Source organism: Pseudomonas sp. S4_EA_1b (genome assembly GCF_016307435.1).
Taxonomy (GTDB): domain Bacteria; phylum Pseudomonadota; class Gammaproteobacteria; order Pseudomonadales; family Pseudomonadaceae; genus Aquipseudomonas; species Aquipseudomonas rhodesiae.
Genome location: NZ_JAEILC010000008.1, coordinates 15015 through 34352 on the forward strand (window position 1 = coordinate 15015; position 19338 = coordinate 34352).

Sequence of the window (19338 nt, forward strand, 5' to 3'; positions counted from 1 at the left end):
GCACGACTCCTATGACTCCACCCCTTCCGCGACGACCCCGCTGGCGCAGCCTCGCATTGCTGGCGTTGTGCCTGGCACCGCTGCTGTGGCCGCTGGAGCACCTGGCCGAGCGCTACTATCGCAGTGAGCTGGCCGGGCAAAACCGCCAGACCCTCGACCTGTACGTCGCCAACCTGTTGGGTACCCTGCACCGCTACGAAGTACTGCCGCAGATCCTCGGCGATCTGCCCGCCCTGCGCACCGCGCTGGCGGCGCCCGAGGTCAGTACCCACCTGGCCAACGCTAACCTGCTGCTCAAAGACGTGGCGGCCCAGGCCGGCGTGGAAGTGATGTATCTGATGGATACCACCGGTAAGACCCTCGCCGCGTCGAACTGGGATAAACAGGACAGCTTCGTCGGACGTAACTTTTCATTCCGCCCCTACTTCAGTGAAGCCATGGCCGGGCGCTTGGGTCGATTCTTCGGCCTGGGCACCACCTCCGCCAAGCGCGGGTACTTCTTCGCCGCGGCGGTGCGCGACGGTGAAAAAGTCATCGGCGTGCTGGTGGTCAAGGTCGACCTGGATCACACCGAAAGCCTGTGGGGTAACACCCCGGAACAACTGCTGGTCACCGACCACAACGGCGTGGTGATCCTGACGTCACGCCCGCAATGGCGATTCCGCGCCACGCGCCCGCTCACCCCCGAAGAGCGCCAGGCCATCATCGCAATCCAGCCCTACCCGACCCGCGATCCACAGCCGCTGAACCTGAGCAGCACCGCCTGGTTGCGCCAGTCCACGGCCATCGCCGAAACCGGCTGGAACGTGGAAATCCTCGCGCCGAAATCCTTGATCAGCCGCCCGGTGCGCACCGTGGTGGCCGTGGGCGGCGCGGCGCTGCTGGTGTTGATGCTGTTGCTCGGTCTGTTGATGCAGCGCCGCCGCCACTATCTGGAGCGCATCGCCTTTGAAGCCAAAGCTCGCCGCGAACTGGAAATGCGTGTGGCTGAAAGGACCAGCGACTTGGAAGGCCTTAACCGACGCTTGAAACAAGAGGTGCTGGAGCGCGAACACGCCCAGCAGGAACTGGTACGCGCCCAGGATGACCTGGTACAAGCCGGTAAGCTGTCGGCGCTGGGGACCATGTCGGCGAGCATCAGCCACGAACTCAATCAGCCCTTGGCTGCGATCCGCAGCTACGCCGAAAACGCCGAAATCCTGCTCGATCACCAGCGCACCGACGACGCGCGCGGCAACCTCAAGCTGATCAGCGAATTGACCGGACGCATGGCCTCGATCATCGCCCACCTGCGCGCCTTTGCCCGCCGTGACCGCCACGCCCCCGAGAGCGTGGCGCTGCAACCGGCGCTCGATGACGCCCTGGCGCTGCTGGCCAAGCGCCGCCGGTCGATGGAAGTGGAATTGATCCGCGATCTGCCGGAAGCCACGCTATGGGTGCAGGCCGGCGAAACCCGCCTGCGCCAGGTACTGGGCAACCTGCTGGCCAACGCCCTGGACGCGCTGACCGAAAAAGGTCCGCCGCGCAAACTCTGGCTGAGTGCCGAAACCACCGAGCACGGCGTCAACCTCTACATTCGCGACAACGGCCCGGGTTTCTGCATGGAAGCGCTGGGCCGCGCCAGTGAGCCGTTCTATACCACCAAGACGCGTACCCAGGGCCTGGGGTTGGGCCTGGCCATCTGTGAAACCCTGATGCGCGCCTTTGGCGGCGAACTGCTGTTTGCCAACCACAAGGAAGGCGGCGCGCTGTTAACTTTGAAATTGCGTGCCGGTTCGCCGGGCGTCAGTCTGCAACCGTCCGAGGACCGCAGTGTATGAGTATCGATAACCAGATTCAGGTGGTGCTGATCGACGACGACCCGCACTTGCGTCAGGCCCTGTGCCAGACCCTGGACCTGGCCGGGCTGAAGGTCCTGCCTTTGGCCGAAGCCACCGGCCTCACCGCTCAGCTGTCGCGGGACTGGCCGGGTGTGGTGGTCAGCGATATCCGCATGCCCGGCATGGACGGCCTGGAACTGCTGACCGAGCTGCACGGCCAGGACCCGGATCTACCGGTGTTGCTGATCACCGGCCACGGTGATGTACCGCTGGCTGTGCAAGCCATGCGCGCCGGGGCCTATGACTTTCTCGAAAAGCCTTTCGCCAGCGACGCTTTGCTCGATAGCGTGCGCCGCGCCCTGGCTCTGCGTCGATTGGTGCTCGACAACCGCAGCCTGCGCCTGGCCCTTAGTGACCGCCAGCAACTAAGCACGCGCCTGGTGGGGCATTCGCCGCAGATGCTGCGCCTGCGCGAGCAGATCGGCGCCCTGGCGGCGACCAAGGCCGACGTGCTGATCCTCGGCGAAACCGGCGCCGGTAAAGAAGTGGTGGCGCGCGCGTTGCACGATCTGTCGAGCCGACGCAGCGGGCCGTTCGTGGCGATCAACGCAGGGGCGCTGGCCGAGTCGGTGGTCGAAAGCGAACTGTTCGGCCATGAACCCGGCGCATTTACCGGTGCGCAGAAGCGCCGCATCGGTAAGTTCGAGTTTGCCAATGGCGGTACGTTGTTTCTGGATGAAATCGAAAGCATGAGCCTGGACGTGCAGGTCAAGCTCCTGCGGCTGTTGCAGGAGCGCGTGGTCGAGCGCCTGGGCGGCAACCAGTTGATCCCACTGGACATCCGCATCATCGCCGCGACCAAGGAAGACCTGCGCCAGGCCGCCGACCAGGGCCGCTTCCGCGCCGACCTGTATTACCGTCTCAACGTGGCGCCGCTACGCATCCCGCCATTGCGCGAACGGGGCGAGGATGCGCTGATGTTGTTCCAACACTTTGCCGACGAAGCCAGCAGTCGCCACGGCCTGCCGCTACACGAACTGCAACCGGGCCAGCGCGCATTGCTGTTGCGCCACAGCTGGCCGGGTAATGTGCGGGAACTGCAGAATGCCGCCGAGCGCTTTGCACTGGGCCTGGAGCTGGCCCTGGACAGCTCGCCGGACAACCCCACCGGCAGCGTGCTGACATCCACGCCGGGCGGCTTGAGCGAACAGGTCGAACAGTTCGAAAAAAGCCTGATCGCCGCCGAACTCGCCCGCCCCCACAGTTCTCTGCGCAGCCTCGCCGAAGCCCTCGGCGTACCGCGCAAGACCTTGCACGACAAACTGCGCAAGCACGGGCTGAACTTCGCCGACAGCGCCCAGCACAGTGCCGACGACGAATGACCCTTCCTACCCGCCAAGAGGCCACCATGAGCCGCGACAGCCGTTACCTGGAATCCATCCTTCACCATGACATTCCCCTGACCCGGGAAATGGGGCTCAAGGTGCTCGACTGGCAAGATCGCCAGTTGCAGCTGCACCTGCCCTTACAAGCCAATATCAACCACAAGAGCACTATGTTCGGCGGCAGCCTCTACTGCGGCGCGGTGCTGGCGGGCTGGGGTTGGTTGCACCTGCAGTTGCGCGAGGAAGGTATCGAGGACGGGCATATCGTGATTCAGGAGGGGCAGATCAGTTATCCGTTGCCGGTGACACAGGACGCCACGGTGATTTGCCAGGCGCCGGAGGAAAAGGTGTGGAAGCGTTTTTTAGCCACCTACAAGCGCTATGGGCGGGCGCGGTTGACGTTGGACACCTGGATCGTGAATGAGGGCAGTGACGAAAGAGCGGTCGCCTTCTCTGGCCAATACGTTCTGCACCGCTAGAACCCCCTATACAAAACAACTGTGGGAAGGGGCTAGCTCCCACAGTCAGCTCGCTTGAGGTCTTAAGAACGCGCCAAGCTCAACAAACGTTCACGCCAGGCCGCCTTGGCCGGCAGCGCCAAAAAGAACGGATTGAGCAGTGATTCCCGCGCTGGATAACTGAACGGTGCACCGCTCAATTCCAGCACTTCGCCACCGGCACCTTCCAGCACGCCTTGGGCGGCCGCGGTGTCCCACTGTGAGGTCGGAGCCAGGCGCGGGTAGCAATCGGCGCTGCCTTCGGCCAGCAGGCAAAACTTCAACGAACTGCCGATATTCGCCAGCTCCAGTTTGCCCAGCCCTTCGCTCAGCCCCTCCAGCAATCGCTCTTGCTCAGGGCTGCTGTGTCGACGACTGGCCACCACCGTAAAGCACTCGCCCTCCGCCGGCGCTTGGCGCACTTGAATCTGCCGTGGGGCTTCATTGACATCCGAACGCCACGCCCCCAGGCCCGCGCCACCGAAGTAGCAACGGCCAGTGGTGGGCATCGAGACCACGCCAAACACTACGCGGCCCTGTTCGATCAGCGCGATATTGACGGTGAACTCTTCGCTGCCGGCGATGAATTCCTTGGTGCCGTCCAGCGGGTCCACCAGCCACCAGCGCTGCCAGCCGGCACGCACGCTTTGGTCGATATCGGCATCTTCTTCGGAGAGCACCGGGATGCTGGGGTCCAGGGCCGTCAGGCCGGCGAGGATCAGGTGGTGCGCCGCCAGGTCCGCCGCCGTCACCGGCGAGTCATCAGCCTTGGAGGTCACGGCCACATCCGCGCGCCAGTACGGCAGGATCGCTTCACCCGCCTGGCGGGCCAGTTCAATGACAGGGGCGATAAACGGGTGACCCAGAAACAGTTCGCTCATGCGTTGAAGGCTCCACGCTGGGTCAACAGATCGCGCACAAGGTACAACGCGGCAAGGGCGCGACCTTCGCTGAATTGCTCGTTCTGCGCCAGGCTCGACAGCTCGCGCAGGTTGACCTTGTCCACCCGCATCGGCTCGGGCTCATCGCCTTCTAGACGTTCTTCGTACAGATCGGTAGCCAGCACCACTTGGATTTTCTGGCTCATATAGCCAGGCGACAGCGACAACTCGGTAATGTGCTCCAACTGCCGGGCACCGTAGCCTGCCTCTTCCTTGAGTTCCCGATCCGCGGCCGCCAGCACATCTTCACCGGGCTCGATCAAGCCTTTGGGCAGCGACACTTCATATTCGTCCGTGCCGCCACAGTATTCTTCCACCAGCAACGCATGGTCCTCATCGATCATCGCCACGATCATCACCGCACCATAACCGTTCCCCCGGCCCACCAGGCGCTCGTAGGTCCGTTCAACGCCATTAGCGAAGCGCAGCTGCACTTCCTCCACGCGGAACAAACGGCTACTGGCGACTATTTCGCGGGCGAGGACGGTGGGTTTCTGGCGCATAAGCGGCTCCTTGGCGTGATCGGGTTACTATACCGTGGCTTTTCCGATTGTCTGTGTCGGATATCTTTACTTAGATGAGAACGCCCATGCCCTCTTTGCCCTGGCACGCCATCGACACCGTCCTGCTGGACATGGACGGCACCCTGCTGGACCTGCATTACGACAACCATTTCTGGATGGAACACCTGCCTCAGCGTTACGCCGAGCTGCATGGCGTCAGCCGCGCCATGGCCGAGATGGAATTGCAGCCCCTGTTCGAGCGTAACGCTGGACAGTTGCAATGGTATTGCCTGGACTTCTGGAGCGCAGAACTCAACCTCCCGGTGCGCGAACTCAAGCTGGAGACCGCGCACCTGATCGCCCTGCGCCCGGATGCGGACACGTTTTTGCAGGCCATCAAACAGGCCGGCAAGCGGGTGATCCTGATCACCAATGCTCACCGCGATTCGCTGTCGTTGAAGTTGGAACGCATCGAGCTGGCGCCCTATTTCGAACGGTTGATCAGTTCCCACGACTACGGTTTCGCCAAGGAAAACCCGCAATTCTGGGACGCTTTGCAAGCGGATATAGAGTTCGACCCGGCCCGCAGTCTGTTTATCGACGATACCCTGCCGATCCTACGCAGCGCCGGGGCGTTTGGCGTAAGGCATTTGCTGGCGGTAAAAGAACCGGATAGCAAGAAGGGGCCGAAAGACACTGGCGAGTTTGCAGCGGTCGGTGACTACCGCGATCTTATAGTCGGTCTCTGAGGTGAGAGGGGGGGATGAGCCCCCACCCACTTTTCTTCCGTGTATTACTCAGGAATACGCAGCGTCTGCCCTGGGTAGATTTTGTCCGGATGCGACAACAGCGGCTTGTTGGCTTCGAAGATCTTGTTGTACTGGTTGGCGTTGCCATACACCGCCAGAGAAATCGCACTTAGAGTGTCGCCCTTTTTCACCACGACGAAACGTGCGGCAGCCACCACCGGGCCGGATACTGTGATCTGGTCGTCCACGCTCGCAACACCTTGAATATTGCCCAGCGCCAGCAGAATTTTCTCTTTCTCTTCCTGGCTGGCGACTTCACCGGTGACGGTCACCTTGTCACCCTCCACCTTGGTCTGCACGTTCGGATTACCCAGACCCACTTTGGCCACGTGTTCCTTCAACTGCTCACTGGCATTGGCATTACCCGGCGTCAACAGGTCGATCAACTTCTCGCCGGCTTCCTTAACAAAGCTTAAAAGACTCATGGTGCGCTCTCCTTGGGATATGAATTCCAGATGCCCAAGACTAGACCAGTCCTGCAGACTTGGGTTCCAGACCGACCAAAGACCCAAACGCGCTAGAATCCCCACGCCATTGGAATAAGCCCTGGAGCGAAGATGGACATCAAACAGCTGAAATTCCTCATCGCCCTCGACGAGACCCGTCACTTCGGCCAGGCCGCAGCCCGTTGCCATATCACCCAACCCACGTTATCGATGCGCCTGCGCAGCCTGGAAGAAGAGCTGGACTTGCCGCTGGTCAACCGTGGCCAGCGCTTCGAAGGCTTTACCGCGCCAGGCGAACGGGTACTGGCGTGGGCGCGGACGGTGCTGGCGGCCTACGACGGTTTGCAGGCCGAAGCGGCGGCGTGTCGCGGCAACCTGGTGGGCACGTTGCGCCTGGGGGTGGTGCCGTTGTCGAGCTTCGATCCCTTGGCACTGATGCAGCAGTTGCATAAAGAGCATCCGAACCTGCGCTTCGAGCTGTCGGCACTCAGTTCCGAGCAGATCCTCGAACAACTGGCCAGTAACCGCCTGGACCTGGGCGTGTCGTATCTGGAGCGTCTCGACACGGAACGCTTCGACTCCCTGGCCCTGGGCGAAACCCGCATGGGGCTGCTGTATGACCAGCGTTTCTTCAGCTTCGGCGACACTCCGTTGAGCTGGGAAGCGCTGATCGAACTGCCGCTGGGCATGCTCACCAGCGGCATGCACTTTCGCCAATCCATCGACCACAACTTCCACAGCCGTGGCCTGCATCCACAACCGCTGCTGCAGACCGATGCCGTTCATCAGTTATTGCAGGCGGTGCACGGCGGTTTGTGTTGTGCAGTCATGCCGCTGGAGGGCGGGCTGGAAGCGCTCACCGAGCACCTGCGCCTGCAACCGATCGAAAACGCCCACACCCTCGCGCGGCTGGGGCTGATCATGCGTCGCAGTGCACCGCGTTCGGCATTGGCCGAGGCGTGCTTTGCGCTGTATCAGAAATCGCAAATAGAGTCTTGATCGACGTCATCTATCGGCGCATCAGTACTGGCAATTAGACGCGACGCTTTGTCGCGCCTAGTCTAAACACTGATCAATCCGCCGGTGGTACGCCCCATGAACGCCCAGCGCCCAGCCTGCGCGGCGCCTGCTGCACAAACGCCCGCGTTGGCCGCCAGCCAGAGCTACCAGTATTGCACCCTCGAACACTCAGACGTCGCCAGCACCGCGCTGGCCGAAGAAGTGGCTTTGGCGATCGCCTATAACGACATCAGCCAAGCGGTGATGCTGGTGACGCCTACGGATCTGGAAGACTTTATCGTCGGCTTCAGCCTGGGCAGCGGCATCATCGCCGACATCAGCGATATCTATGACCTGAAGCTTAGCGGCTCGGGCTCTGCGCAATACGCCCAGGTACAGATCTCAAGCCGCGCTTTTTGGAACCTCAAACAGCAGCGTCGTCAGTTAGCGGGCACCAGCGGCTGTGGGTTATGCGGCGTAGAAGCCGTGGAACAGGCCCTGCCGGATCTGCAAGTGCTGGCCGGCGCGCCCCTGCCGCCTGCTGAGTGGCTCGACGGCCTGCGCCAGCGCATCAGCGCGTTCCAGCCTCTCGGCCAGCACAGCGGTGCGGTGCACGCGGCGGTGTTTATGAATAATCAGGGCGAATTGTTGCTCGGCCGTGAAGACATTGGCCGGCACAACGCGCTGGATAAGTTGATCGGTGCATTGGTCCGTCAACAAATTCCAACCGACGGCGGCGTGGCGATTGTCACCAGCCGTTGCAGCCTCGAATTGATCCAGAAAGTCCTGCGCGCGGGCATCCAGACCCTGGTCAGCCTGTCGTCGCCCACCGGCCTGGCCTTGCAATGGGCCCGTCGGCACAACCTCAATCTCATCCACCTGCCGCAGAAAAGTGCGCCGCGGGTCTACAGCCCTGCGATGGAGAACCAGCCGTGAGCAATCATCATCAAGCCGACCAAACCCCCACACCGCGCTATAAGCCCTACAAAGGCCCGGCTGGCGGCTGGGGTGCGCTGATCAGTGTGGCGCAGGCGTGGTTGACCAGCGATAACGCGCTGAAAAACCTGCGCATGATGCTCAAGACCAACCAGAATGGCGGCTTCGACTGCCCAGGCTGCGCTTGGGGCGACTCGCCGGAAAGCGGCATGGTCAAGTTCTGCGAAAACGGCGCCAAGGCCGTGAACTGGGAAGCCACCAAGCGCCGGGTGGATGCGGCGTTTTTCGCCAAGCACAGCGTGACGTCGCTGCTGGAGCAAAGTGACTATTGGCTGGAATACCAAGGCCGCCTGACCGAGCCGATGCGCTACGACGCCGCAACCGACCGTTACAAATCCATCAGTTGGGAAGCGGCCTTCGACCTGATCGGCCAGCACCTCAATGCCCTGCCCAGCCCGGACATGGCCGAGTTCTATACCTCCGGCCGCGCCAGCAATGAAGCCGCGTTCCTGTACCAACTGTTTGTACGCGCCTATGGCACCAACAACTTCCCGGACTGTTCGAACATGTGCCACGAAGCCAGCGGCGTGGCCCTGGCGCAAAGCGTGGGGGTCGGCAAAGGCACCGTGACCTTTGATGACTTCGAACACGCCGACGCGATTTTTGTGTGGGGCCAGAACCCCGGCACCAACCATCCACGCATGCTCGAACCCCTGCGCGAAGCGGTCAAACGTGGCGCCCAGGTGGTCTGCATCAACCCGCTCAAGGAGCGCGGCCTGGAACGCTTCCAGCACCCGCAGCACCCGCTGGAGATGCTCACCAACGGCGACAAACCGACCAACACCGCATACTTCCGCCCGGCGCTGGGCGGCGATATGGCGATCCTGCGCGGCATGGCCAAATTCCTGTTGCTGTGGGAACGCCAGGCGCAGGCCGAAGGCACCGAAACGGTGTTCGACCATGACTTCCTCAACGAACACACCGCCAATGTGCTGGAGTACCTGGGCCAGATCGACGATACCTCTTGGGAAGAGATCGTCGAGCAGTCAGGCCTGAGTCTGGTTGAAATCGAGCAAGCGGCGCGTATGTACGCCAAAGGCAAGAACGTGATCATGTGCTGGGCGATGGGTATCACCCAGCACCGCCACTCGGTGCCGACCATCCAGGAAATCGCCAACCTGATGTTGCTGCGCGGCAATATCGGCCGCCCGGGCGCCGGGCTGTGCCCGGTACGCGGCCACAGCAACGTGCAGGGCGACCGCACCATGGGTATTAACGAGCGCCCGCCGGTTGCGTTTCTTGATTCGTTGGAGCGCCGCTTCCAGTTTCAGGTGCCGCGCACCAATGGCCACAACGTGGTCGAAGCGATCCACGCCATGCTCGAAGGACGCTCCAAAGTATTTATCGGCCTGGGTGGCAACTTCGCCCAAGCCACACCGGACAGCACCCGCACCTTCGAAGCACTGCGCAACTGCGACCTGACCGTGCAGATCAGCACCAAGCTCAACCGCAGCCATCTGATGCACGGCAAAGAGGCGCTGATCCTGCCGTGCCTGGGCCGTACCGACATCGATATCCAGGCCGAAGGGCCGCAGGCGGTGACGGTGGAGGACTCGTTCAGCATGGTCCACGGCTCCAATGGTCAATTGCAGCCGCTGTCGAGCCTGATGAAGTCCGAGCCGGCGATTCTGGCCGGCATTGCCGCCGCGACCCTGGGCAGCCAGCCGGTGGACTGGAACTGGCTGGTGGCCGACTACGGGCGCATCCGCGATCTAATTGCCGACACCATTCCAGGCTTTAAGGATTTCAACGAAAAAATCAAAAACCCGGGCGGCTTCTACCTCGGCAATGCGGCCGGTGCGCGCAAATGGAACACGCCGTCGACACGCGCCAACTTCCGCCCGAACGTGCTACCCAAGGACTTGATCCACGAGCGCACCCACGCCACTGGCCGGGTGCCGGACCTGATCATGCAGTCGATGCGCTCTCACGATCAGTACAACACCACGATCTATGGCCTGGACGACCGCTACCGTGGAGTCAAAGGTCAGCGTGACGTGCTGTTCGTCAATGAAGCCGACATCATCCGTCTGGGCTTCAAGCCGGGGCAGAAGGCTGACATCGTGTCGCTGTGGGAAGACGGCCGTGAGCGTCGTGTGAAGGGCTTCACCCTGCTGGCATTTGATATTCCAGCCGGGCAAGCAGCCGCTTATTACCCGGAAGTAAACCCACTGGTGCCGCTCGAAAGCACAGGCGATGGCAGCCATACGCCAACGTCGAAATTTATAGCGATTCGTCTGGAAGCGGCGAGCGAGAGCGGTTTGATCATGTCGCGTTCGGCCTGATCGATCATTTCGGACACAAAAAAAGGCCGCTTTTGCATAAAAGCGGCCGTTCCGAAGTAGCTAAAGACTCGTAAAAAACACTTAAGTTCCCTATTCAAAACAGTAACTTAGAGAATTGTGTACAACTCGTGTTACTGGTCGGATTTCTATTGTCACAATGTCAATACAGCCTCAGGATCGCGCCGTCATCCCCTTGAGGTTTCCCGAATGAAGTTCTCCTCGATTCTCTTGTTGTCCCTTGGCCTGGTCAGTGGCGCAGCCATGGCCGGTGGCACCACCGAAGCCGGTGTGGGCGGCGCATTGGGCGGGGTTCTAGGTTCTGTGGTCGGCCAGCAGTTGGGCGGCAACACCGGTTCGACGATCGGCGCAGCCCTGGGCGGCGCGGGCGGTAGCGCGGTCGGCGCCGACAAACGTAGCCGTGGCGAAGCAGCCATCGGCGGCGCATTGGGCGCAGCGGGCGGCAACGTCGTAGGCCGCAGTGTCGGCGGCAGCACGGGCGCACTGATCGGCTCAGCAGCAGGCGGTGGCGCGGGCGGTGCCTTGGGCAATTACATGGGCAACAAGAGCGATGACGATGACCGTGGCTATCGTGGTCGAGACGACCGTCGCTACTACCGTGACGATCACCCAGGCCGTGGCCATGCTTACGGGCATCGCAAAAACAAGCACCACTACCGCCACCGTTGATTTCTTAAAACACAGCAAAATCCAATGTGGCAGGAGGCTGCCCCCTCCCACATTGGGTTTCTGCGGTCACACCACCAACCTCTGCAGCGCCTCGCGCAACATCCCCGGAATCGTCACCGGCTGGTTCGTCCTCCGATCCACAAACACATGCACAAAACGCCCCGCCGCACAGGCCTCCTCCTCGCCTGCTTTAAACACCGCCAACTCGTACTGCACTGAGCTATTGCCCAGCTTGCCTACGCGCAGGCCGATCTCAATGCACTCAGGGAAAGCGATCGACGCAAAGTAATCGCAAGACGAACTGACCACAAATCCAACCACTTCGCCGTCATGAATATCCAGCCCACCGTGTTCAATCAGGTAGCTATTCACCGCCGTGTCGAAGAAGCTGTAATAGGTGACGTTGTTAACATGGCCATACACATCGTTGTCGTGCCAGCGCGTAATGATCGGCTGGAAGTGACGGTAATCAGCACGTTGCGGCATTGAGTCAGGCATCGGCACCTCTCTTCGAATGGGCGTTACAGTTCGTTCAAATGGGCCTGGGCCCAGGCGCGAACCTCGGCATAGGGATAGTCTTCCAACGCGGCAAAACCGGGAATAGTTCGTGCTTTCAACTTGGTGAACAACGGCACGCTGATACCGCCCAGAAAGCGCGTCAGTCGCTCGGCGCCGGGCAGGTGGCCGGTGTGCTCATGATGCCTGTGGATAAAATCACCGCACAGCCCCATAAAGTTTTTATCCACAAGCGCCGGCAAACTCGGCGGCGGCGGCAGGTGCGCCACCTGGCCATGGCAGACCGAACAATGCCCGCAACGTTGAGGCGCGTTTTCATCGCCGAAATAGCGCGCCAGTCGCTGCCCCAGGCAGTGCTCGGTGGCGAACAGCTCCAGCATGGCGTGAATCCGCGCCACCTGCGCAATCTCGTGCTGCTTGAAGCCTGTGTATAACTCCTGGCTCAGCGCCTGTGGATCAAAGTCGGCATTTAGCAGGCTGTAGACTTCGGTCATCTGCTTGCTTTCCAGCTCGATCAGACCCTGCTCCTGAAAATAATCCAGGGCCTTCACCACACGACTGCGCACGGCATTGTGCTGCTGGTGGAGCGCATCGAAATCTACCGTCGCCCAGGTTTTTGCCCGCTTGCACACCTGGATGATCGCCGCGACAAACTGCTGCCGTTCACCGGAAAACCGCGCCAACAATGCCTCGGGCTCGACCAGGTACTTAAAGCGGTATTCGGCGTAGAACGCATAGCGCGGCGCGATTACGCCCCTGAGTTCCAGTTGCACAAGCAGCGTCTTGAGTGGCAGTTCGCGGATATTGCTGTGATCCGCCAATGACCTGAGCAAGAACTCCCACTGCCCTTCGCCGCGCGCTGCCTGCAACTGCTCCAGCACCCGCAGGATGCCTTCCTGTTCGGGCGTATCGCCGTATACAAAGTTTTCCAGCACATTGAGGCTGTCGCGGTTGGCCAGCACCAAACAGTCGGACGGCCGGCCATCGCGACCGGCGCGGCCGATTTCCTGGCTGTAGTTTTCAATGGATTTGGGCAGGTCGAAGTGCACCACATTGCGGATGTCACTTTTGTCGATCCCCATACCAAACGCGATGGTGGCCACGATGCAATTGGAGCGCCCTTCCATGAAGCGCTGCTGAATGCCCTCGCGCTTATCGTGGGGCAGACCGGCGTGATAAGCCTCGGCCTGGATGCCATGACGGTTCAGGTGTTCGGCAATCTGCTCGGCGGTTTTCTGCAGGGTGACGTAGACGATACTTGGCTGGCCGGCCCGCTCATTCATCCACTGGATCAACCTGCGACGCTTGTCTGCACCGCTCACCGGCTCGACTAACAGGTTAAGGTTGGGCCGGTAGAAGCCGGTGGTGACCACATCGTTCGCAGCAATGGCGAACTTCGTCTGCATATCGGCAATCACCTCGGGCGTCGCCGTAGCCGTCAGCAACAGCGCCTGTGGGATATTGAACTGACGCTGGTAGTCCGGCAGCTTCAGATAGTCCGGGCGAAAGTTGTGGCCCCATTCGGAAATACAGTGGGCTTCATCCACCACTAGCAGCGATATCCGCACGCTCTGCAGAAAGTTGCGAAAACGCTCGTTCTTCAAGCGCTCCACGGAAATCATCAGGATTTTCAATTCACCGGAACGCGCTCGGGCCATCACGTCATTGGCGTCCTCGCGGCTTTGCGCCGAATCGATACTGCCCGCCGAAATACCGTGACGCTGCAGGAAGCCCAATTGATCTTGCATCAGCGCAAGCAGCGGCGATACCACCAACGTCAAATGTGGCAGCAACACCGCCGACAGCTGGTAACACAGAGACTTACCCGATCCGGTCGGGAAAATGGCGGCGGCCGAACGCCCGGCCAGCACAGCGCTGACGGTGTCTTCCTGGCCCGTACGAAACTGTGGATAACCAAAGACCTGCTGGAGGGTGTCGTGCATAGGCTGTCACTCCATTGACCGCTGAAGGTGGCTTTAAAACGTAGTCCAGCCGGTTCAGCGAATCGAGAAAGGTCGCATGGAAAAACGAGACAGGATGATACACAGGGTACAGCCATGGCCTTGGGCCAAATTCGACAAGGGCGACTGTGGTTGTAGGAACACCACAAACAACTGTGGGAGGGTCACCCCCTCCCACAGTTGTTCAGAACAGAGCTAAGTGCTGAATCAGCGGTTCTGCACACGCTCAATCGCCGTGTCATATACCGGGTTAGCCTTCTGTTCCTTGGCCAACTGGTAGTGACGCAACGCGTCGGAGAATTGCCCGGCCGCTTCGTAGATCCGTGCGATGTTGTAGTAAGCACCGGCACGTACAGTCGCAGCGTTCGCACCAGTGGCCAGGGCGATGGCCTTGCGGTTGGCCCAGATCGACTCGGCGGTGTTACCGGCCTTCTGATAGGCCAAGCCCAGGTTGCCATAGGCTTTACCGAAGCTGTTATCCAGGTCGATGGCCTGACGGAACAACTCGATGGCCTGATCCAGATTGCCGGCCTGGTAGGCCGCTTCACCTTGCACGTTCAGACGTTTCGCATCCGCTTGTGCGGAGGAGCTAACGGCTACTGCCGTTACCGCGACGCTGTCATCCAGCAGCGGTTTGACTTCGTCGAGCACGTCCTTGGCGTCCACCTTTACACCGCTGAAGGTGTTGATGTCCTGGAAGTCACCGCTGCCGGTCATGCGGAACACGGTCCACAGGTTGCCGCTGCGGTTCTTCGGCACATAGTAAGTGCGCACCAGGGACTGGCCCATGTACACGAACACCTTGGCTTCGCTGTTGGACAGCTGGCGCGAGCCCGGATTGGCAATGTTGGTGAAGTCATGCACGGCATATACATAACTTTCGCCGTAGTGTTTTTTCTGCAGGGTGATGGTTTCCGGGCCATAACTGTCGACGTCGTCCACGTCCAACTCGGCGTCGGTACCCTGCTTGTTTTCGAAGTAGATATTGTTGCCTGGGAAGATCATGTGGGAATCGAGATCTTCCGGCGTCTTGCCCCAGGTCAGCACGACACGCAGGCCGTCGAGATTCTCCATAACCGGGCTGATCGCATAGGTCATGCCCGCGCAGGGACACTTGACCACCAGGTTGGAATAGCCAGGCTTTTTGATGATCAGCAGATTGCTCGCATCATCGGCGGCTTCGCTGGTCAGCGTCACTTGGCCTTGGGCGTTGGTGCGGCCCACCACGTTCTGTGCGCCATTGCGCTGCAGCAATACTTCGGCGTCGGCGATTTTCTGGTCCTTGACCACCGCACTGAGCACTTCGATCGGCAATTGCTCAGCCTGGATCGAAAAAGCTACCGCACACAATGACATCGCCGAAGCAACACGAAGCAAACCCATGCTTAACTCCCTTTAATTAGAGGGCGGAATCGCCCTACAAGATTTTGCGGTGAAACATACGCTGAATTCAGCCCGATGGCGGAGTATTTATACAAAATGTGACGTGGTTTTTATCCCGCCTTCCAGCTGACGCATTGCGCTACAATCAAGCCTTGCCACCCAGGAGGACGCTGCGATGAGCGAACTGACCTTTGAGCAGAAACAGGATCACTACCACAAGATCCGCCGTTCCAATTACCTGGCCAGCCTGCGCCTGGAAGGGTTCGAGACCCAACCGGCCGACGCCGACAAACCCCTGCCGACCCGCGAAGCCGTGCTTGCCAAGTACCGCAACACTCCACGCTGATGCTCGACAAATACGGGGTAGGCCAGGACCCGTACTGCTACCCCGGTAGCAGCGTCCTGCGCAATCGCCTCGATTTGCACGATGAACACAAACTGCACCAAGCCGAGCGGGAATTATCCGAAATTGCCGTGAGCAACCTTCCGCTCTTCCCTCCTCCCTACGACCTAGAACGCCTGCAATACCTCCACCGCACGCTGTTCAGCGACATTTACGACTGGGCCGGCGAACTGCGCAGCGTCAACATCCAGAAAGGCGACACCCTGTTCTGCACCCCGGAACGCATCCAGCCGGAAGCGGCAAAGATCATTCGGCATATGGAAGAGGCAAACTGGTTCGTCGGCACAAGCCAAGCCGAACTGGTGACACAAATCGCCGAAGCTTATGGCGACCTCAACGTCATCCATCCTTTCCGCGAAGGCAACGGCCGGGCGCAGCGAATTTTGTTCGAACAGATCATCGTAAATGCGGGGTTTTCGGTGAATTGGTGGCTGGTGAAACAGGCAGCATGGATACCGGCGAATATTGATGCCGTGGCGTGTGACTATCGGGGCTTGGAGGCGATTTTTGAGCGGTGTATCAGTAGACCTTTAGATCAGTGATTGTGGCCAAGCCCGGCTTCCACATTTGACCAGTTCTACCCGGTGCGTCGCTGCCTAGCCACGAATGCCGGAAACAGTTGTAGGAAATCACCGAACGCCACGACATCCCCTTCCCAAACTGCTCCAAACGCCTGCTTACCCCTCTATAGAATCTAGCCGTAACTGCATGAAAATAACGCGGTCTCTACTTTCTCGGCAGAACCCCGTGAACATCGAAAGGACTCAACACATCGGCCACTATGGCGTCACGTTCACAGTGATGCGCTTCACTGTTGTGCCTGAAAATCGGAATGCTTTAGCCAATCTATGTGTGCGCGAAGCAAAAACGCGAGCACGGCAAGTGCGTGATCAGATAAGCAGGTTGTACGAAAAAATGCTGGCCAGAGACTTGCCGTGCGATATGGCGGTGGCGGTTTCCTTTCCGTTAAGTCGGAGTCAGGCCGATCGGCTAAACGACCAAAACGTGCTCATCAAACAAATATTCTCCGGTGCGGTGAAAGCGCCGGGGGTTGCGGTTTCAACAGTCGCCGCGGGCTTCGTTGGCGATTCGATTTCCGGCAAGCTTCGCAGATATCACGCAGGAGACATCATCATCGGTCTGGATGCCAGTGTGAAAGGAGGCATAGGGCCTCAGCGGTCAATACTTTCAATGCATGTCTACTCGGGCGAGTCTTAGTAACATGGCCCTTTATCTTCAATTCGCTTCTTTTCTCATTATCTATTGGGTGCTGCACTATCACATAACAGACCCTCTGCTCAGAAAGCGCTTCGCTGTCACTTGCCTCATAACAGGCCTTATTTTGACGTTCCTCCTACCCTACGTAGCAGTGATCCTCAGAATGCCGTTCCTGCCTGTCTTTGTGTTCTTGGTGGGCTTAGCGCTCTTCATCACTCGAAACAAATACCGCCTACAACGCAACCATCCTCCTCACCCACTCTTGAGTGCGCCCATCATGAACCTCGCCCCCAACTTCCCCGAAGACCCCGTTATGCAGCAACTCTTGCAATTGCTGCACGAAGAAATCGGTCTACCTAAACACAAGACCATCCGCCTGCAAACCTCACTTAATTTCGACTTGGGCTGTGACGGCAGTGAAGCCAAGCAGCTTATGGAAGCACTGGAGCAGGAGTTTGCCCTCGACCTGGGCGACTACGACACTTATCGCTACTTCAACCCACCGGTCTTTGACGTGTTCCTCAAACGTCGCAGCAAAGGGCATGGCGACAAGGTCCCGCTAACCATTGGCATGCTCTACCTGGCCATCAAAACCCACAGCTGGGACACGCAAACACTGGAAAATCTGAGCTGAGCGCAAAACACCAAGCCTTCCCACAAGGGTATCTTCGCCAGCCTGACGCCCATAAAAAATGTCCGCTGTCAAGTCGTTAGTGCGGACATGCAACGGTACGAAAGGTCTTGTGGGGCAATAGGTTAGGCCAGATTTCGGCCTCGGTGTGCTCTTACCGCGTTTTGAGCTAGGTGCCGCATAGGCGCTTCGCGGAAGCAAGCCTAGGAGCGGCGGAGCGGGCAAGGTCGCACCGCCATCATAGCCCGGCCTATCGCAAGCCACCGCTCAAAGCGAAAGCGCAGCCCTTGGGCTGCGCTTTCATCGTGGGCGGATGGTAGAGGCGTCCGCATCGTCAACTCGGCTTCGGCGGGGCGGCCTTGCCTGCCCCTCCTTTTCTGAATTCCCGATCCCCCGCCATGAACGCTTCCAGCATGTGCGGGATCAGCGTCGCCGCGTCGACTGCCTCGCCATACGCCTGCGCGTGCAGCGCGGCGTAGCGGTCGAGGTCGGTTTTAAGACTGGCCGGGCAGGCAAAGGTGAGCTTGACGCTTTCGGTCTTGGGCAGCGGCCCCAGCCGCAGCTTCTTGGTTGTGCTCATCGTGAAGTCCCCCGATTGAAGAACAGCGGCTGGTACGGCCGCAACACCAAGTCGCGGTTGACGATGATCCGCACCGGCAGGCCGGGCCGTTGGGTCAAGGTGGGCTGGATGTTGAGGTTGCGCCGGGTCACTTCCTGGCCGATTTGATTCACCGTGTCCTGCAAACTGTCACGCCCGGCGATGATGACGCGATCGCCATCTTGTCGATTCTCCGGCGCGGCCAGTTCGGCGCCGACGCCCAGCAGGGTCGTCAGCGCCGCACCGGCAAAGATGCGGCCCCAGTGGTAGTCCACATCGTCTTCCAGGCCGGCATAGCCGGCCGGATCTGCGCCGGCCAGATTGTCGAGCGTCAACGAAGACGTGTCCGGCAGAATGATCCGATTCCAGACGACTTGAACGCGGCTCTGCCCGTAACTGACCTGGCTGTTGTATTTGCCCAGGATGCGCGAACCCTGCGGGATCAGCAGGAAACGCCCGGTGGCCGTGTCATAGACCGGCTCTGTCACAGTGGCGATCACGTCGCCGGGCAAGTCCGACTTGATGCCCGTCACCAGCGCTCCGGCAACCACCGTTCCGGCCATGACCTGATACGGCGAAGCCGGCAGGGTCAGGTTGCCGGAATTGCGGGTTTCCGTAGAGCCGCCTTTCAGGAAAGCCTCCTTCTGGTCTTGCCGGTTCTGCACGGCGGTCGGATCGGCAGGCTGGGCCGCCGTCGAGGCCGGCCCGGCGGCCATCGGGTCGAACGCCGCATTGGCGGCGAAGCCCGGCGCGGTGGCGGCCTGCGACTGCGCGACCGGCGCGGCCGCCTGCGCACCCGAGCGGAAGAACACGGACGATGCTGCGGCAGCTTCGGCTTCCTTGCGCAGCGCATCGTTCGGGTCGTGGCCGGGAGCCGCGTAGGCGGCTGTCACCGGCTGCTGCGACTTCACGATGGCCGGGCCGAGGTCGCCCGGCAGCGGCGGCCCCAGCTCGGGTACATCGTGCGGCAAGGCTGGCGGCAGCTTCGAGTAGTCCGTCGGTAGCGCATCCAGCCCTTCGGACTTCGAGACGCGATCGACGTTGTAAAGCTCGGTTTGCTCGCCCGTACCGCGCCGATGCGGTTGCAGCGACCAGATCGTGGCCCCAAGCACGGCGACCGACAGGCCGCCCGCGAGGATGGCCAGCGTGCGCCGGTTCAGGCGCGTGACCGGACGCGGCTGGGCACGCAGCGCCACAGCCTCGGGCGCCACCTTGCCCGCCGGCGGAGCGGCGAGGTCGGGAGTGTCATCCTGGCTCATG

At 60.5% G+C, this 19338-nt stretch carries 20 protein-coding genes; 12 read left to right on the top strand and 8 right to left on the bottom strand.

Going from position 1 to position 19338, the window contains the following annotated elements:
- Nucleotides 1-11 precede the first annotated feature (11 nt).
- From YA0848_RS01815 to YA0848_RS01825, 3 genes are read left to right on the top strand one after another with little or no spacing between them, the layout of a single operon-like run.
- Nucleotides 12-1820 (top strand): sensor histidine kinase, encoded by a 1809-nt coding sequence (locus YA0848_RS01815; RefSeq protein ID WP_034111337.1) that lies wholly within the window; start codon nucleotides 12-14, stop codon nucleotides 1818-1820.
- Nucleotides 1817-3202 (top strand): sigma-54-dependent transcriptional regulator, encoded by a 1386-nt coding sequence (locus tag YA0848_RS01820; RefSeq protein WP_169903844.1) that lies wholly within the window; start codon nucleotides 1817-1819, stop codon nucleotides 3200-3202. Before YA0848_RS01815 ends, YA0848_RS01820 begins: the two co-directional genes overlap by 4 nt.
- A gap of 26 nt (nucleotides 3203-3228) precedes the next feature.
- On the top strand, nucleotides 3229-3684 hold the full coding sequence (locus YA0848_RS01825; RefSeq protein WP_034095376.1) for a YiiD C-terminal domain-containing protein: 456 nt from the start codon (nucleotides 3229-3231) through the stop codon (nucleotides 3682-3684).
- Nucleotides 3685-3746: 62 nt separating this feature from the next.
- Here the strand turns inward: YA0848_RS01825 and cysQ are convergent, their stop codons facing one another.
- Nucleotides 3747-4583 (bottom strand): 3'(2'),5'-bisphosphate nucleotidase CysQ, encoded by an 837-nt coding sequence (gene cysQ, locus YA0848_RS01830; RefSeq protein WP_034095375.1) that lies wholly within the window; start codon nucleotides 4581-4583, stop codon nucleotides 3747-3749.
- A complete protein-coding gene (nudE, locus tag YA0848_RS01835) occupies nucleotides 4580-5146 on the bottom strand; it encodes an ADP compounds hydrolase NudE (protein ID WP_034095374.1) in 567 nt (188 codons plus the stop codon). The genes cysQ and nudE overlap by 4 nt, the downstream gene beginning before the upstream one ends.
- Nucleotides 5147-5232: 86 nt before the next feature.
- On the opposite strand from nudE, the gene yrfG reads away from it, so the two are divergent.
- Nucleotides 5233-5895, top strand: coding sequence for a GMP/IMP nucleotidase (gene yrfG, locus YA0848_RS01840; RefSeq protein WP_034095373.1), 663 nt, complete (start codon nucleotides 5233-5235; stop codon nucleotides 5893-5895).
- 44 nt (nucleotides 5896-5939) lie between these two features.
- Here yrfG and lysM read toward each other — a convergent pair whose 3' ends face one another.
- Nucleotides 5940-6380 (bottom strand): peptidoglycan-binding protein LysM, encoded by a 441-nt coding sequence (lysM, locus tag YA0848_RS01845; RefSeq protein ID WP_034111333.1) that lies wholly within the window; start codon nucleotides 6378-6380, stop codon nucleotides 5940-5942.
- 132 nt (nucleotides 6381-6512) lie between these two features.
- Between lysM and YA0848_RS01850 the strand changes: the two genes are divergently transcribed.
- The 4 genes from YA0848_RS01850 (at nucleotide 6513) to YA0848_RS01865 (ending at nucleotide 11368) form a co-directional block, all read left to right on the top strand.
- Nucleotides 6513-7400, top strand: a complete 888-nt coding sequence (locus YA0848_RS01850) for a LysR family transcriptional regulator (RefSeq protein WP_034095371.1) — start codon at nucleotides 6513-6515, stop codon at nucleotides 7398-7400.
- A 96-nt stretch (nucleotides 7401-7496) separates the two neighbouring features.
- Entirely contained in the window at nucleotides 7497-8336 is an 840-nt protein-coding gene (fdhD, locus tag YA0848_RS01855) for a formate dehydrogenase accessory sulfurtransferase FdhD (RefSeq protein WP_169903845.1), read from the top strand.
- A complete protein-coding gene (locus YA0848_RS01860) occupies nucleotides 8333-10681 on the top strand; it encodes an FdhF/YdeP family oxidoreductase (RefSeq protein WP_047881471.1) in 2349 nt (782 codons plus the stop codon). Before fdhD ends, YA0848_RS01860 begins: the two co-directional genes overlap by 4 nt.
- Before the next feature lie 207 nt (nucleotides 10682-10888).
- Entirely contained in the window at nucleotides 10889-11368 is a 480-nt protein-coding gene (locus tag YA0848_RS01865) for a glycine zipper domain-containing protein (RefSeq protein WP_034095368.1), read from the top strand.
- A gap of 66 nt (nucleotides 11369-11434) precedes the next feature.
- On the opposite strand, the gene YA0848_RS01870 is transcribed toward YA0848_RS01865, so the two are convergent.
- From YA0848_RS01870 to YA0848_RS01880, 3 genes are all read right to left on the bottom strand, one after another.
- On the bottom strand, nucleotides 11435-11866 hold the full coding sequence (locus YA0848_RS01870; protein ID WP_169903846.1) for an acyl-CoA thioesterase: 432 nt from the start codon (nucleotides 11864-11866) through the stop codon (nucleotides 11435-11437).
- Between the two features lie 23 nt (nucleotides 11867-11889).
- Nucleotides 11890-13827, bottom strand: coding sequence for a RecQ family ATP-dependent DNA helicase (locus tag YA0848_RS01875; protein WP_169903847.1), 1938 nt, complete (start codon nucleotides 13825-13827; stop codon nucleotides 11890-11892).
- 225 nt (nucleotides 13828-14052) lie between these two features.
- Complete coding sequence (locus YA0848_RS01880; protein WP_034095365.1) at nucleotides 14053-15228, bottom strand: tetratricopeptide repeat protein; 1176 nt, start codon at nucleotides 15226-15228, stop codon at nucleotides 14053-14055.
- A 175-nt stretch (nucleotides 15229-15403) separates the two neighbouring features.
- Here YA0848_RS01880 and YA0848_RS01885 point away from each other — a divergent pair, with 175 nt between their 5' ends.
- The 4 genes from YA0848_RS01885 to YA0848_RS01900 all read left to right on the top strand — a co-directional run bounded on the left by YA0848_RS01885 (nucleotide 15404) and on the right by YA0848_RS01900 (nucleotide 17483).
- Complete coding sequence (locus YA0848_RS01885) at nucleotides 15404-15574, top strand: YhfG family protein (protein ID WP_080758663.1); 171 nt, start codon at nucleotides 15404-15406, stop codon at nucleotides 15572-15574.
- Nucleotides 15574-16173 carry a putative adenosine monophosphate-protein transferase Fic gene (locus YA0848_RS01890; RefSeq protein WP_034095364.1) on the top strand — a complete coding sequence of 200 codons (600 nt, stop codon included), beginning with the start codon at nucleotides 15574-15576 and terminating at the stop codon, nucleotides 16171-16173. The genes YA0848_RS01885 and YA0848_RS01890 overlap by 1 nt, the downstream gene beginning before the upstream one ends.
- 205 nt (nucleotides 16174-16378) lie before the next feature.
- Complete coding sequence (locus YA0848_RS01895) at nucleotides 16379-16849, top strand: hypothetical protein (protein ID WP_053060072.1); 471 nt, start codon at nucleotides 16379-16381, stop codon at nucleotides 16847-16849.
- Between the two features lie 277 nt (nucleotides 16850-17126).
- On the top strand, nucleotides 17127-17483 hold the full coding sequence (locus YA0848_RS01900; protein ID WP_034095363.1) for a DUF1493 family protein: 357 nt from the start codon (nucleotides 17127-17129) through the stop codon (nucleotides 17481-17483).
- 331 nt (nucleotides 17484-17814) lie between these two features.
- Here YA0848_RS01900 and YA0848_RS01905 read toward each other — a convergent pair whose 3' ends face one another.
- Nucleotides 17815-18060: a DUF2274 domain-containing protein gene (locus YA0848_RS01905; RefSeq protein WP_198712247.1), complete on the bottom strand. Its 246-nt coding sequence runs from the start codon at nucleotides 18058-18060 to the stop codon at nucleotides 17815-17817.
- The gene (locus YA0848_RS01910; RefSeq protein WP_011716367.1) at nucleotides 18057-19337 is read right to left on the bottom strand and encodes a TrbI/VirB10 family protein; all 1281 of its coding nucleotides are present in this window, start codon (nucleotides 19335-19337) and stop codon (nucleotides 18057-18059) included. The genes YA0848_RS01905 and YA0848_RS01910 overlap by 4 nt, the downstream gene beginning before the upstream one ends.
- Nucleotide 19338: the final 1 nt, after the last annotated feature.